General features: G+C 63.5%; 13 protein-coding genes. 4 read left to right on the top strand and 9 right to left on the bottom strand.

Annotation, left to right across the window (positions count from 1 at the left end):
• Positions 1 to 147 precede the first annotated feature (147 nt).
• Entirely contained in the window at positions 148 to 1,074 is a 927-nt protein-coding gene (locus ACMGT0_RS10130; protein ID WP_054060543.1) for a GGDEF domain-containing protein, read from the top strand.
• 57 nt (positions 1,075 to 1,131) lie between these two features.
• On the opposite strand, the gene ACMGT0_RS10125 is transcribed toward ACMGT0_RS10130, so the two are convergent.
• From ACMGT0_RS10125 to ACMGT0_RS10095, 7 genes are all read right to left on the bottom strand, one after another.
• Positions 1,132 to 1,887 carry a TenA family transcriptional regulator gene (locus ACMGT0_RS10125; protein ID WP_416773450.1) on the bottom strand — a complete coding sequence of 252 codons (756 nt, stop codon included), beginning with the start codon at positions 1,885 to 1,887 and terminating at the stop codon, positions 1,132 to 1,134.
• An 83-nt stretch (positions 1,888 to 1,970) separates the two neighbouring features.
• Positions 1,971 to 4,430, bottom strand: a complete 2,460-nt coding sequence (locus tag ACMGT0_RS10120) for an EAL domain-containing protein (protein WP_416772423.1) — start codon at positions 4,428 to 4,430, stop codon at positions 1,971 to 1,973.
• A 209-nt stretch (positions 4,431 to 4,639) separates the two neighbouring features.
• Positions 4,640 to 6,439 carry an ABC transporter ATP-binding protein gene (locus tag ACMGT0_RS10115; RefSeq protein WP_416772421.1) on the bottom strand — a complete coding sequence of 600 codons (1,800 nt, stop codon included), beginning with the start codon at positions 6,437 to 6,439 and terminating at the stop codon, positions 4,640 to 4,642.
• Complete coding sequence (locus ACMGT0_RS10110) at positions 6,432 to 7,034, bottom strand: DsbA family protein (protein ID WP_192842784.1); 603 nt, start codon at positions 7,032 to 7,034, stop codon at positions 6,432 to 6,434. The genes ACMGT0_RS10115 and ACMGT0_RS10110 overlap by 8 nt, the downstream gene beginning before the upstream one ends.
• 36 nt (positions 7,035 to 7,070) lie before the next feature.
• Positions 7,071 to 8,009, bottom strand: coding sequence for a rhodanese-related sulfurtransferase (locus tag ACMGT0_RS10105; RefSeq protein ID WP_054060548.1), 939 nt, complete (start codon positions 8,007 to 8,009; stop codon positions 7,071 to 7,073).
• Positions 8,010 to 8,110: 101 nt separating this feature from the next.
• Positions 8,111 to 8,407, bottom strand: a complete 297-nt coding sequence (locus ACMGT0_RS10100) for a BolA family protein (protein ID WP_054060549.1) — start codon at positions 8,405 to 8,407, stop codon at positions 8,111 to 8,113.
• A gap of 12 nt (positions 8,408 to 8,419) precedes the next feature.
• Entirely contained in the window at positions 8,420 to 8,941 is a 522-nt protein-coding gene (locus ACMGT0_RS10095) for a DUF2059 domain-containing protein (RefSeq protein ID WP_017906393.1), read from the bottom strand.
• Positions 8,942 to 9,136: 195 nt separating this feature from the next.
• Between ACMGT0_RS10095 and ACMGT0_RS10090 the strand changes: the two genes are divergently transcribed.
• Positions 9,137 to 10,531 (top strand): class II fumarate hydratase, encoded by a 1,395-nt coding sequence (locus tag ACMGT0_RS10090; RefSeq protein WP_416772418.1) that lies wholly within the window; start codon positions 9,137 to 9,139, stop codon positions 10,529 to 10,531.
• A gap of 151 nt (positions 10,532 to 10,682) precedes the next feature.
• On the opposite strand, the gene ACMGT0_RS10085 is transcribed toward ACMGT0_RS10090, so the two are convergent.
• Positions 10,683 to 11,645 (bottom strand): DMT family transporter, encoded by a 963-nt coding sequence (locus tag ACMGT0_RS10085; protein ID WP_416772416.1) that lies wholly within the window; start codon positions 11,643 to 11,645, stop codon positions 10,683 to 10,685.
• On the opposite strand from ACMGT0_RS10085, the gene ACMGT0_RS10080 reads away from it, so the two are divergent.
• Together ACMGT0_RS10080 and ACMGT0_RS10075 are read left to right on the top strand one after the other, a co-directional pair.
• Complete coding sequence (locus tag ACMGT0_RS10080) at positions 11,644 to 11,829, top strand: hypothetical protein (protein WP_416772414.1); 186 nt, start codon at positions 11,644 to 11,646, stop codon at positions 11,827 to 11,829. The two genes, ACMGT0_RS10085 and ACMGT0_RS10080, sit on opposite strands and share 2 nt — an antisense overlap.
• A gap of 26 nt (positions 11,830 to 11,855) precedes the next feature.
• Positions 11,856 to 12,059 (top strand): DUF6316 family protein, encoded by a 204-nt coding sequence (locus ACMGT0_RS10075; RefSeq protein ID WP_017906389.1) that lies wholly within the window; start codon positions 11,856 to 11,858, stop codon positions 12,057 to 12,059.
• A 76-nt stretch (positions 12,060 to 12,135) separates the two neighbouring features.
• Here ACMGT0_RS10075 and ACMGT0_RS10070 read toward each other — a convergent pair whose 3' ends face one another.
• Positions 12,136 to 13,320 carry a thiolase family protein gene (locus tag ACMGT0_RS10070; RefSeq protein ID WP_273826122.1) on the bottom strand — a complete coding sequence of 395 codons (1,185 nt, stop codon included), beginning with the start codon at positions 13,318 to 13,320 and terminating at the stop codon, positions 12,136 to 12,138.
• Between the last annotated feature and the right edge of the window lie 27 nt (positions 13,321 to 13,347).

The raw sequence follows: 13,347 nt of genomic DNA, 5'->3' as shown, positions 1-13,347 counted from the left end.
TCCATCGGCCAGGCCCGCAAAGCCCGGCCCGAGCGACTAGACTGATGCCAAAGGTCCTACGGGACTGATGGACCAGTACGCTGCGCAGCCCCAAGCCGCATTCGCCAGCCTGTAAGACTGCATGCTGAGCCCAGGGGGCCCGCTACCATGAAGACACCGATCCAGACCAACGCCATTGATTTCGATAGCGCCAAGCTGCAGCGCCTGGGTTTCGGCCAAGCCCCCTCCCTGTTCCACCGCCCGACCACACTGACGCAATTGCGCCAGCAATTGATGCTGCAATTGCAGACCAGCCTGGAGCCGGAGCGCATCCTCGGCCTGTTTTTCCGCGAGATCCAGCGCCTGGTGCCGCTGCAGTCGCTGGTCTACACGCACCAGCCGAGCGATTTGCGCCTGGAGTTCGGCCAGCGCGGCCACCACTCGGTGAGCTACAGCCTCAGCCATGAAGGCGAACACATGGGCGAACTGCTGTTTCGGCGCAGCCAGCGCTTCACCGAACAGGAGCTGGGCAACCTCGAATCGCTGCTGTCCTGCCTGCTCTACCCGATGCGCAACGCCCTGCTCTATCGCGCCGCGACCCAGAGCGCCCTGCGCGACCCACTGACCGAAACCGGCAACCGCATCGCCATGGACCAGACCCTGCAGCGGGAAATCGACCTGGCGCGCCGCCATAGCCAGCCGCTGTCGCTGCTGATGCTGGATATAGATCACTTCAAGCGCATCAACGACAGCCACGGTCACGCGGCCGGCGACCAGGTACTCAAGGCCGTCGCCACCTCGATCAAGGAGCAATTGCGCAACATCGACATGATCTTCCGCTACGGTGGAGAAGAATTTCTCGTCGTCCTCTCCAACACCGGCCGGGAGGCAGCGGCGCTGGTGGGCGAGCGCCTGCGCCAGACCGCACAGTCCCGGGATTACGCCGCCAACGAGCAGACCATCGCACTGACGGTGAGCCTGGGTTGTGCCACCCTGCTGCCCGGGGAGTCGCTGCAGAGCCTGCTGCGCCGCGCCGACAGCGCCCTGTATGTCGCCAAGCGCGAAGGTCGCAACCGACTGGCAATGGCGGGCTAGCCCTCTGGCGTCGCTTGCGGGGCCAGCCCGCGGAACGGCCCGCCGTCCTTCATCGACTCAACTGCCGACGAGTTCTGCCACGCGCTCACGGGCGACCGGGGTCTTTTCCAACTGCATGCACCGCTCCAGGAACAGGTACATGTAGTCGTAGCTCTTGCAGATGGCCTGACGCAGCTCGGTCTGCAACGCCTGGCTCGGATGGGTACCCGCCAGGGTGCAGACGATCTCCAGCGCTTCCCAGGGGTGGGCATCGTCATACTGGGCGTGCATCTTCAACCACTTCATCGCGCGCTTGCGCTCTTCCTCGGGGAACGCCGCCGCATAGACGCCGGTCGAGCAGACCAGTGCCGACCACTCGCCGGTGGCCCCCTCGATGGCATAGTTGGTGGCGGCAATGGCCACCACCAGCGAATCCGCCGAACTGGTATGCCAGCACCAGTGGCTCAGGGCATGCAGCTCCGGGGGCACCTGCTGCGCCTGCAGGTCTTCCAGTGTCACGCCATGGGCCCGGCTCCAGTGCACCCAGTAGTCGGCGTGGTTCAGCTCCACGCGGATGTTACGCATCAACCAGCGGCGCGCCATGTCTTCGCCAGGATGACGGGCAAAGCGGGTCTTGGTGAGGTTCTGGGCCATGTACAACGCAAACTGCTCGACCACCGGCCAGCCACCGATCAGGTACTGGCGCATGGTTTTCGCGCTCAGCTTGTTGTCGCGCATCCGCTGGTAAAGTTCGTGTTCGACAACACGGCGCTTGCTCTCGCTACAGTCCCGAATGAGCTGTTGTGCCCAGGCCGGATAGCTGGTGGCTTCCATAAGCGGGCCGGTTCTGCTGAATGCGTCGATCACTGTTGAGCTCCTTTCCTTTTGAGTGGTGATTAGGCCGATCTGGAAGGGTTTCAGCGGAAAGTGCCGGGCGCCTTGAACAACAGCGGACGAGTCCGGGCAGGGCGACGCAACAGACTGTCGCAGGTGAACAACTGCGGGCGTTCGATCACGTAGCCCTGGGCATAATCGACGCCGATCTCCAGCAAGGCCTGCTCGATCTGCGGCGTTTCGACAAACTCTGCAATCGTTCGCTTACCCATCACATGCCCGATGTGGTTGATCACCTCGACCATGGCCCGGTTAATCGGGTCGTCCAGCATATCCTTTACAAAACTTCCATCGATCTTCAGGAAGTCTACAGGCAAATGTTTTAGATAGGCGAACGAAGACATACCGGCGCAGAAGTCATCCAGCGAGAAGTGACAACCCAAGCCCTTGAGCTCATTGATAAAACGAATCGCACTGCCGAGGTTGGAGATGGCGCTGGTCTCGGTGATCTCGAAACAGATCATCTGTGGCGAAATACCATGCAACGCAAATTGTTCGTGGAGGAACTCCAGGAACCCCTCGTCGCCGATGGTCGTGCCTGACAGATTGATCGCACACATGGCCATCGGCTCCGCACGCCCCTGGGCGCTGCACTCGGCAACCACCTTGAACACGTTCTGCACGACCCAGCGATCCAACTGGCTCATCAGGCCGTAACGTTCAGCGGCCGGAACAAAACTGTCGGGCAGGATCATGCGCCCGGCTTCATCGTGCAGGCGTAGCAGGATCTCTACATGACCACCTGCGGGATCGGTCTGACCCAGCGGGGAAATTTCCTGCGAATACAGACAAAAACGGTTCTCCTCAAGCGCCATGTGCAGGCGCTGGACCCAGGCCATTTCCCCGAATCGCAGGGACAGCTCGGAATCGTCGGCGTGATACACCTGAATCCGGTTACGACCCTTTTCCTTGGCCATGTAGCAGGCCATGTCCGCCGCCCGCAGCGAGGCTTCGAGGGTGGCGGGCATCTGGTGCAGGTGCACCAGGCCAATACTGACGGTGGTCACGAAAGGTCGGCCCTTCCAGACGAAGTGCAGGTTCTGTACGGTCTGACGCAGGTTTTCCGCAATTTTTTCAGCCGCGTCTGACGGACAATTCTCAAGCAAGATTCCGAATTCATCTCCACCCAGTCGCGCCAGGGTATCGCCCTCGCGCAGGCCGGACTGCAGCAGCGCACAGATATGCCGCAACAGCTCGTCGCCGGCCGCATGCCCGCAGGTGTCGTTGACCAGCTTGAACTGGTCCAGGTCGAGGAACATCAGCACATGCCGGGCCGGCTGGCGCGTCAGGTTGTGCAGGGCCTGCTCCAGCCGGTATTCGAACTCGCGACGGTTGGCCAGGCCGGTCAAGGCGTCATGGGTGGCCTGCCAGGACAGGTTGGCGATGTACTGCCGCTCCTGGGTCATGTCATGCAGCACCAGCACCGCGCCACTGACCTTGCCGGCATTGCGGATCGGCGCCCCGACCAGGGTCACCGACACCGTGCTGCCATCGAGGCGCTGGATCAGCTTGGAATGCTCGCTGCCACCGCCCAGCCGCCCGCCGAGAATATGCTCGATCAGCATGAAGCCTTCGTCCTGGGCATTCTCGTCGAGCAGGTTGAACAGCGCTCCCAGCGGCAAGCCATAGGCCTGCCCGGCCTTCCAGTGGGTCAGTTGCTCCGCAGCCGGGTTCATGTAGACGATGGCCCCCTCCACATCGGTGGTGATGACGCCGTCACCGATCGATTCCAGGGTGATCTGCGCCCGCTCCTTTTCCACCTGCAGTGCATCGGCAAAGGCATGGCGCTGAGCCAGCAGTTTGTGGGTACGCAGCAAGGCCAGGATGATCAGTACCAGGGCCGTCGTGACGTTGGTGACCAGCAGCAGGCGCAGAATCACCCGCGAGCCCTCACCCAGGGCATCGCTGAACGCCTTCGCCGCCGGGGTCACGCCGTCGTTGATGGCGAAGATATGGTTTTTCCAGCGCTTGATGTCGGCCGTCGTGGCCCGGTTGGCGGAAATGGCCTGATGCATCTGCCGGGCGACTTCATCCAGTTGCACCAGGTAGCTGTCGCCCACCGTCCACTTCTCGATCGCCCGCTCGAGGTAGCTGAAGTGGCGAAAATTCAGATACAGCCAGATGATGCTGGAGACATCATCGGGGTGGTTGCCGCCCTGCAGGATGCCCCGGCGTGCCGCCTCCAGGTCCGGGATCGGCGCATCCAGGGCGATACGCAACTCATGCCCGCCCTGGGGGACGGCAATAGCCTGCTGGTACTTGAGGAAAATCGCCTCGTCGCGGCTGTCGGCATACAAATTGAGGTAGTAGATGGCGTCCTTCTGGCCCTTGGACCAGAGACTCTCGCCCGCCACATAGCCACGCACCGCCGAAAGCACATAAAGACTGAGGCAGCCCAGCAGTGCCTGCAACAGGACGACGGCGATAAAAGGCCAGACGATGCCCAACAGCCGGGGCGTTCCGAGAGTCTGCTTGCGCTTCATGGGTACCCTTGCACCAGTGCCGCCGGATGAACAGCCGAGAGTTTTCGCCCCTGAAAGCACAGCCTAGGCTAATTTCGACAACCTCGGATGGATTGTTGATCAGCTGGCTACCCGTGCTTTTGGCCGGTTGCGCGACCCTACCGGGAAAACTCGTTTATTGTCATTAATTCAACCACCGGGCATGGAAAATCGAGTCAAACCCGAGGGCGTCAAATTTTCTGCAGGTGCCCGTAGAGCTTGGCGTACAGCCCCCCGTCGGCAATCAGTTGCTGGTGGTCGCCATCTTCGGCGATTCGCCCGCCATCGAAGACCAGCACCCGGTCCGCCTGTTTCACCGCCGACAACCGATGCGCAATGATCAGCGTGGTACGGCCGTTGAGAAAGCGGCCCAGGGCCTGGTGCAGGTTGTATTCGGTCGCGGCGTCCAGAGCCGAGGTGGCCTCGTCGAGAATCACCACCTTGGGCTCGGCCAGGACCATCCGCGCGATAGCCAGGCGCTGGCGCTGGCCGCCGGACAGACGCACGCCGGAACGCCCGACGATGCTGTCCAGGCCCTGTGGCAGGCCGCGAATGGTGCTCTCCAGCTGGGCGATCTCCAGCGCCTGCCAGCAGGCTTCGTCACTGCGCTCGCGGCCCATGGTCAGGTTGGCACGCACCGTGTCATTGAACAGGGCCGGATGCTGCAGCACCACGGCGACATGCTCGCGCACGGTTTCCAGGCCGATCTCGGCCTGGGTCGAACCACCGAAGCGGATGGTTCCGGACTGCGGCACGTAGAGCCCGAGAAGCAGTTGCACCAGGGTGCTCTTGCCGCCACCGCTGGCACCGACGATCGCCACCTTCTCGCCGGGCGCGATGGACAGGTCGAGCTGGTCGAGAACCGGCTCCTCGGTGTAGGCGAAGCTCAGTCCACGCACCTCGATGCCCACCGTTTCGCGCCCGACGAAGGGATCGACACCCCCCGGGTACGCCGGCTCGTCGGCCCGTGCCAGCAACTCGTTGATCCGCGTCAGCGCGCCGCCGGCGGCGTAGTAGGCGTACTGCAGGTTCAGCAACTGCTCCACCGGACCGATCATGAACCACAGGTAGCTGAAGACCGCGAGCATCTGGCCGATCGACAGGTCCGAGAACAGCACGGTCAGCATGGCCGCGGCACGGAAGATGTCGATGCCGAACTGGAACAGCAGGCCACTGGCCCGCCCCGAGGCATCGCTTTTCCACTGCGAGGCCACGGCATAATCGCGCACCTCACGAGCCCGCTGCCCGAGACGGCCGAGGAAAAATCCCTGGCGATTGCCGGCGCGGACTTCCTGGATGGCCTCGAGGGTTTCCGTCAGCGCCTGGGTGAAGCGCGAGGTGCTGTCGTTCTCCAGTTTCTTCAGGTGTTTGACCCGCTTGCCCAACTGCACCGTGAAATAGATCACCAGCGGGTTGAACAGCAGGATCAGCAAGGCCAGCTTCCAGTGCATCCACACCAGGATGGCGGAGGTGCCGAGCAGCGTCAGCATCGCCACCAGGAAACGGCTGAGGGTTTCCCCGACGAACTTGTCCAGGGTGTCCAGGTCGGTGACCAGGTGAGTGGTCACCGTGCCGCTGCCGAGGCTTTCATACTCGCCGAGGGAGATCCGCTTCAGGCGCTCGATCAGGCGGATACGGATGCGATAGACGATGTCCTTGGCCAGGCCGGCGAACAACCGCGCCTGCAGGACGTTGAACAGCAGCGCGGCACAACGCAGGCACAGGGTCGCCAGCAACATCAGGCCGATGTAGCCGACGGCGGTCTGCCAGGGGCCGGGCAGCAGGTGATTCATCACCTGCAGTGCCGCGTCGCCGTGCTTGAGCAGTACCTCGTCCACCAGCAGTGGCAACAGCAACGGGATGGGCACGCTGCACAAGGTCGCCAACACGGCGACCGAGTTGGCGATCCACAGGGCCTTGCGGTGTTGCAGTGCCAGACGGCGAATCTCCGCCCAGCTCAGGCGGTCCTGCGCCGATGCCGCGTCAGGCACAGGCCGCGCGCTCCAGCCAACGGCCGAGCAGCGGCGACAACTCGGAAAGCGGCTGGTAGCCATTGGTCAGCAGGGCCAGTTGGCCATTGCGTTCGGCCAGCATCGTCGGGAAACCGGCGATACCCAGGTCCTGGACCCAGGTGAAATCGGCGGCGGTGGCTGCATGCTGCTCGGCGGTATCGAAAGCGCCGGCGAACTCGATGCGCGGCAGTCCGGCCTTTTCCGCCAGTTCCACCAGTACCGAGGCCTGCGTGACGTCACGCCCCTCGACATAGAAGGCTCGCTGGATCAGCCCCACCAGCGCCCACGCGCAGTCCGGCGCCAGGCTGCGGGCGGTGATCACTGCCCGGCAGGCCGGCTCGGTGTCGTAGACGAAACCGTCCGGCAGGGCCCCGTCGAGCGTGAACGGCTGGCCGGTGGTCTCGGTGACCGCCTGCCAGTGCTCGAGAATGTAGCGCCGGGTATTGGGCTCCAGCGCGGCACCGCTGCCGGTGCGCAGGCCGCCCATCACCAGGTGCAGTTCTACCCCGGCTTCCTGCGCCTGCCTGACCAGCGCCTCGGCCACCGGGGCGAAACCCCAGCACCAGGAGCACATCGGATCCATCACATAGAGCAGGCGCGCGGACATGGTTCAGGCCTCGGAAGCTTGACGATAGTTATAGCCGATCGGGTGCGGTTGGTTGCGCGCCTTGGCCAGTTCGATCTGCTTCTGCCGGTCGATGGCACTGCGACGGGTCTTCTCGCTCAAGGTGTTCCAGCAATGCGGGCAACTGATGCCGGGCACATAGTGCTCCGAGGCGCGATCCTCGACGCTGACCGGAGTACGGCAGGCGTGGCACTGGTCGTAGTCGCCCTCACTCAGGTCGTGCCGCACGGTCACGCGGTTATCGAAGACGAAACAGTCACCGCGCCACTGGCTTTGTTCCTGAGGCACCTCTTCGAGGTACTTGAGGATGCCACCCTTGAGGTGGTACACCTCCTCGAAACCCTCGCCGAGCATGTAGCTCGAGGCCTTTTCACAACGAATGCCGCCGGTGCAGAACATCGCGACCTTCTTGTGCCTGGCCGGATCGAAGTTGGCCTTGATGTAGTCGGGGAACTCGCGGAAGCTGGTGGTCTTGGGATCGATGGCGCCTTCGAAGGTGCCGATCGACACCTCGTAGTCGTTGCGGGTATCGATCAGCAGCACTTCCGGATCGGCGATCAGGGCGTTCCAGTCCTGTGGCTCGACATAGGTACCGACCCTTTTGTTCGGGTCCACGCCTTCGACGCCGAGGGTGACGATTTCCTTCTTCAGCTTGACCTTGGTCCGATAGAACGGCTGCTCGTCGCAGTAGGACTCCTTGTGATCCAGGTCCACCATGCGCGGGTCGTTCTTCAACCAGGCCAGCAGGCCGTCGATGCCTTCGCGGCTGCCGGAAACGGTGCCGTTGATGCCTTCTTCGGCGATCAACAGCGTGCCCTTGATACCGTTGGCGAGCATCGCCTGCAGCAGCGGTTCGCGCAAGGCGACGTAATCTTCGAGGGTGACGAACTTGTACAGTGCCGCCACGACGACAGGTTGAGTCATGGGTATTTCTCTCCAGGTGGCTGCCCTCGCAAAGGGCGAACCGGATGCAAAAAAAACGCGCCGACGAAGCGGCGCGTTGCGGATTCTAACAAAAGGCGAGCCTAGTGTCCTCCGCCGGCGCAGGTCGGCGACGCCGGTGCCACGCCGATTTTTGCCCACTCCTCGGGGGTGTAGGTATGCAGGGCCAACGCATGGAACTGCCCCATCAGGTCACCCAGGGTGGCGTAGACCTTCTGGTGGCGCTTGACGCTGTTCAACCCGGCGAACTGCTCGCTGACCAGCACCGCCTTGAAGTGGGTCTCGGTCCCGCGACTGTGCATGTGGCTTTCATCCAGCACCTGCAGGTGCTCGGGGTGCAACGCGCCCAGGGCGGTCTCGATACGTTGTTGCATGCTCATCCCGGGCCCCGCTTACTTCTTCTTGGCCGGTGCGGCAGGCTTGGCCGGCGCCAGCTCGTTGGTCATGTCTTCCAGCAGCTTGTTGACCACCGGTACCGCGCTCTCCAGCTTGGCCTGGGTCATCTGGGCCGATTGCTGGGTCAGTTGCGGCATTTTCTCCAGGACTTTCTTGCCCAGCGGCGACTGGTAGAAGGCCACCAGGTCCTTGAGCTCCGACTCACTGAAGTTGCTGGTGTACAGCTTGACCATGTCGGGCTTGAGCTTGTCCCAGCCGATCGCCTGGTCCAGGGCGGCGTTGGCCTTGGCCTGGTAGGTGTCGAGCAGCGGCTTTTTCGAGTCCGGCGCCTGGGTCTGGGCAAAGCGCTGGGCGAACATCTGCTGCACTTGTGCGTAGACCGGGGTTCCGAGCTTGTCGGCGTGGGCCAGCGTCAGGAAAGCTTCGGCACTGGCGTTGTGGCTGGCGGTATCGGCGAAAACCTGGCCGCTGGCACATACCAGAGCAACCGCGGTACAGATGGCACGAAGACGGGTCATCGAGTTTCCTTTCTAGCAGGCGAGGTAAAACCCCAAGAACGCCCATTCTGCGCCTAACAAAGTGTGTCACTCAACCCCGACACCGATTGTGACAGGTTCCAGCGTCCCTGCTCCGGTAAAACCTGTATGGGGAACCTGGCCGGCAGATCACGGCCTAAACTTCACCAATCAGTCATTTAAGGAAGAGCGTGTCCGATGAGCCGTATCGAAACCGACAGTCTTGGCCAGGTGAATGTCCCGGAAGAAGCCTACTGGGGGGCACAGACCCAGCGCTCGCTGATCAACTTCGCCATTGGCAGCGAAAAGATGCCGCTGGCGGTGATGCACGCCCTGGCCCTGATCAAGAAGGCCGCGGCGCGGGTCAACGACCGTAACGGCGACCTGCCCGCCGACATCGCCCGACTGATCGAACAGGCGGCCGACGAAGTGCTCGCCGGCGAACACGACAACCAGTTCCCGCTGGCGGTCTGGCAGACCGGCAGCGGCACCCAGAGCAACATGAACGTCAACGAGGTCATCGCCGGACGCGCCAACGAACTGGCCGGCAAGGGCCGTGGCGGCAAGTCGCCAGTGCACCCGAACGACCACGTCAACCGCTCGCAAAGCTCCAACGACTGCTTCCCCACCGCCATGCACATTGCCGCCGTCCAGGCGGTGCACCGGCAGTTGCTGCCGGCGATCGCCGAACTGTCCGGCGGCCTGGCCGAACTGGCGGCGCGGCACATGAAGCTGGTCAAGACCGGGCGCACCCACATGATGGATGCGACGCCGATCACCTTCGGCCAGGAGGTTTCCGCCTACATCGCCCAGCTCGACTACGCCGAACGGGCGATTCGCGCGGCCTTGCCGGCCGTCTGCGAACTGGCCCAGGGCGGCACGGCGGTGGGCACCGGGCTCAACGCGCCCCATGGTTTCTCCGAAGCGATCGCCGCGGAAATCGCCGCCCTCGCCGGCCTGCCCTTCGTCAGCGCGCCGAACAAGTTCGCCGCGCTGGCCGGCCATGAACCGCTGACCAGCCTGTCCGGGGCACTGAAGACCCTGGCCGTGGCCCTGATGAAAATCGCCAACGACCTGCGCCTGCTCGGCTCCGGGCCCCGCGCCGGGTTCGCCGAGGTCAAGTTGCCGGCCAATGAACCGGGCAGTTCGATCATGCCCGGCAAGGTCAACCCGACCCAGTGCGAAGCGCTGTCGATGCTCGCCTGCCAGGTCCTGGGCAATGACGTGACCATCGGTTTCGCCGCCAGCCAGGGCCACCTGCAGTTGAACGTGTACAAGCCGGTGATCATTCATAACCTGCTGCAGTCGATTCAGTTGCTGGCGGACGGCTGCAGCAACTTCCAGGCCCACTGCATCGCCGGGCTGGAACCCGACCCGCAACAGATGGCTGCGCACCTGGAGCGTGGGCTGATGCTGGTCACCGCGCTGAACCCGCATATCGGCTACGACAAGGCGGCGGAAATCGCCAAGAAGGCCTATGCCGAGAACCTCACCCTGCGCGAATCGGCGCTGGAGCTGGGCTACCTCACCGACGAAGAGTTCGACGCCTGGGTCCGCCCCGAAAACATGCTGGAGGCAGGCAAGAACGGCTGACCCGGCTCTGCCGCCGACAAGCCCGGCGCACAACCTGTAGGTGCCGGCTTGCTGGCGACCGGCCAACGGCGGCCATCCAGCACTTCCTGTGCTGTCGGACAAGGCCGCCATCGCCAGCAGGCCGATTCCCTGGGCCTGCGTGGATCACCGGCTACGAGGTGGACAACCCTCTGGCCCGTCGCGCCTTGAGCCCGGCAATCAGCGATGGCCCCAGGGCCACCAGCGCCGAACCGAGCACCACCAGCAATGCCCCGCCGTAACCCAGGCCATTGATGTCCTCGGCGTGCACGTAGTCCGGCCAGATCCAGGCGGCCAGGGCCACCGAGCCGAACGTGATCAGCGGCGTGATCGCCAGCGTCGCGCTGACCCGTGAAGCCTCCCAGTGCGCCAGCGCCTCGGCAAAGGCCCCATAGGCCACCAGCGTATTCAGGCAGCAGCCCAACAGCAGCCAGCCCTGCAACGGGCTCAGTTGCAGGATTTGCGCCGGATGCGCCCAGGGTGTCAGCAACAAGGCACAGCACAGGTAGATCACCATCATCACCTGCAAGGAGTTCCACGCCGTCAGCAGTTGCTTCTGGCTCAGGGCATAGAAGGTCCAGACCGTGGACGCCAGCAACACCAGCAGCACCCCGGCGGTGTAATTGCCCAGGGACGTCAACAACTCCTCCAGGCGCTGGTTGAAGAACAGCCCAAAGCCGATCAGCAGCACCGCCAGACCGATCCCCTGCCCCAGGTTGAAACGCTCCTTGAACACGAACAGGCTGGCGACCAGCAGGAAGATCGGCCCCATCTGCACCACCAGTTGCGCGGTGCCGGGGCTCAACAGACTGAGCCCCATCAGGTACAGGACATAGTTGCCCACCAGCCCGAACACCGCCAGCAGCACCAGCCAGCCGCCCCGTGGCCCCAGGGCGCGCCAGTTCGGCAGCCGTTTGCTGGCCGCCAGGTAGAAGAACAGAAAACCGCCGGAAACCATCAGCCGGCACCAGGTCACGCTGACCGGGTCCATCACCTGCAACACCTGCTTGAGCTTGATCGGCAGGATGCCCCAGAGCACGGCGGTGAGCAGGGCAAGAAACAATCCGTAGCCCCAACGGCCGGATGAAATGTGCATGGACAGTCCCGTGGAGCGATGGATTCGTGTCGCCATTCTAAGCGGCTCAGGCGCATTCCCACAGCCATCCACGCCGATTGAAAACGACATCGAGCAACGTCAGAACGGCGCCAACCACTTGACTTCTGCCGTTGATCGTTCGATCGAGCATCCTATCTGCAGAAGATTTATGCTGATTATCTGACACCATCCCTAGCGGAGTTTTTCTCCATGTTCGGCAAACGCGCCCAGGACAGCACCGAGGCCGTGCACTTTCGCAGCGACCGCGTCAGTGCGATCAATGGCCTGTACTTTTTCAGCACCCGGGAGAACACCCTGGAAGGGCCGTTTTTCAGCCGGACCGATGCGGAGCGCGGCAGCCAGCTCTACATCAAGCGCATGCAACTGGCGCAGGATATCCAGGACTTCCTCTGAGCTCGCGGATCCTGTGGGAGGTTCCAGGGCCGGGAGGGCAAGCCTTGCTCCCACCCCGGAATTTCCCGCAGAACCGTCAGCGTACAGCCTCGAACAGCCCCGTGGCGCCCATCCCGCCGCCCACGCACATGGTCACGATGCCGTAGCGCAGGTTACGCCGCTGCAGCTCGCGCACCAGGTGCCCGACCTGGCGTGAACCGGTCATGCCGAACGGGTGGCCGATGGAAATCGAACCGCCATTGACGTTGTACTTCGCATTGTCGATCTCCAGCCGGTCGCGGCTGTACAGGCACTGCGAGGCAAAGGCTTCGTTGAGTTCCCACAGGTCGATATCCGCCACGGTCAGCCCCTTGGCCTTGAGTAACCTGGGGACCGAGAACACCGGGCCGATACCCATTTCGTCCGGCTCGCAGCCGGCCACGGTGAAGCCGCGGAAGAACGCCTTGGGCTTGAGCCCCAGGGCCAGGGCCCGCTCCAGGCTCATGACCAGAGTCATCGAGGCGCCATCGGACAGTTGCGACGAGTTGCCCGCGGTCACCGAACCGTCCTCGGCGAATACCGGCTTCAGGCCGGCCAGGCTCTCCAGGGTGGTGTCCGGCCGGTTGCAGTCGTCCCGGTCGACCACGCCCTGCACCTGCTGGATCTGCCCGCTGGCCTTGTCCTCGACGGCATAGGTCACCGCCATCGGCACGATCTCGTCGACGAACAGCCCGGCGGCCTGGGCCGCTGCGGTGCGCTGCTGGCTCTGCAGGGCATAGAGGTCCTGCTGCTCGCGGCTGACCTGATAGCGCCGGGCGACGATTTCCGCGGTCTGTCCCATCGGGAAGTAGAGGCCCGGCACCTGCTCCTTGAGCAACGGGTTGATCAGGTTGTCGGTATTGACGCTCTTGAGGGTCAGGCTGATGGACTCGACGCCCCCGGCGACGATGATGTCGCTGCAGCCGGAAGCGATCTGGTTGGCGGCAATGGCGATCGCCTGCAGGCCCGAGGAACAGAAACGGTTGAGGGTCATGCCCGCCGTACCGGTCCCCAGTTGCGACAACACCGCCACGTTGCGGCCGATGTTGTAGCCCTGGGCACCTTCGTTGGAGCCGGCGCCGACGATGCAGTCCTCGACACTCGCCGGGTCGATGCCGCTGCGCGCCAGCAGCGCATTGACGCAATGGGCGGCCATGGCGTCCGGCCGGGTCTGGTTGAACTTGCCGCGAAACGACTTGGCCAGGCCGGTACGCACGCTATCGACGATCACCACTTCACGCATGGGACACCTCATTGTCATTGTCGGTCC

The sequence above is a fragment of the Pseudomonas sp. RHF3.3-3 genome (assembly GCF_048069595.1).
Lineage (GTDB): Bacteria > Pseudomonadota > Gammaproteobacteria > Pseudomonadales > Pseudomonadaceae > Aquipseudomonas > Aquipseudomonas fuscovaginae_B.
This window is presented reverse-complemented; position numbering and strand designations above follow the sequence as displayed.

Bases quoted from the DNA above. Each gene is read 5' to 3' on its own strand.
- ACMGT0_RS10130 (WP_054060543.1), top strand. From the start codon at position 148: ATGAAGACACCGATCCAGACCAACGCCATTGATTTCGATAGCGCCAAG.
- ACMGT0_RS10125 (WP_416773450.1), bottom strand. From the start codon at position 1,887: ATGGAAGCCACCAGCTATCCGGCCTGGGCACAACAGCTCATTCGGGAC.
- ACMGT0_RS10120 (WP_416772423.1), bottom strand. From the start codon at position 4,430: ATGAAGCGCAAGCAGACTCTCGGAACGCCCCGGCTGTTGGGCATCGTC.
- ACMGT0_RS10110 (WP_192842784.1), bottom strand. From the start codon at position 7,034: ATGTGCTCCTGGTGCTGGGGTTTCGCCCCGGTGGCCGAGGCGCTGGTC.
- ACMGT0_RS10105 (WP_054060548.1), bottom strand. From the start codon at position 8,009: ATGACTCAACCTGTCGTCGTGGCGGCACTGTACAAGTTCGTCACCCTC.
- ACMGT0_RS10100 (WP_054060549.1), bottom strand. From the start codon at position 8,407: ATGAGCATGCAACAACGTATCGAGACCGCCCTGGGCGCGTTGCACCCC.
- ACMGT0_RS10095 (WP_017906393.1), bottom strand. From the start codon at position 8,941: ATGACCCGTCTTCGTGCCATCTGTACCGCGGTTGCTCTGGTATGTGCC.
- ACMGT0_RS10090 (WP_416772418.1), top strand. From the start codon at position 9,137: ATGAGCCGTATCGAAACCGACAGTCTTGGCCAGGTGAATGTCCCGGAA.
- ACMGT0_RS10080 (WP_416772414.1), top strand. From the start codon at position 11,644: ATGGACAGTCCCGTGGAGCGATGGATTCGTGTCGCCATTCTAAGCGGC.
- ACMGT0_RS10085 (WP_416772416.1), bottom strand. From the start codon at position 11,645: ATGCACATTTCATCCGGCCGTTGGGGCTACGGATTGTTTCTTGCCCTG.
- ACMGT0_RS10075 (WP_017906389.1), top strand. From the start codon at position 11,856: ATGTTCGGCAAACGCGCCCAGGACAGCACCGAGGCCGTGCACTTTCGC.
- ACMGT0_RS10070 (WP_273826122.1), bottom strand. From the start codon at position 13,320: ATGCGTGAAGTGGTGATCGTCGATAGCGTGCGTACCGGCCTGGCCAAG.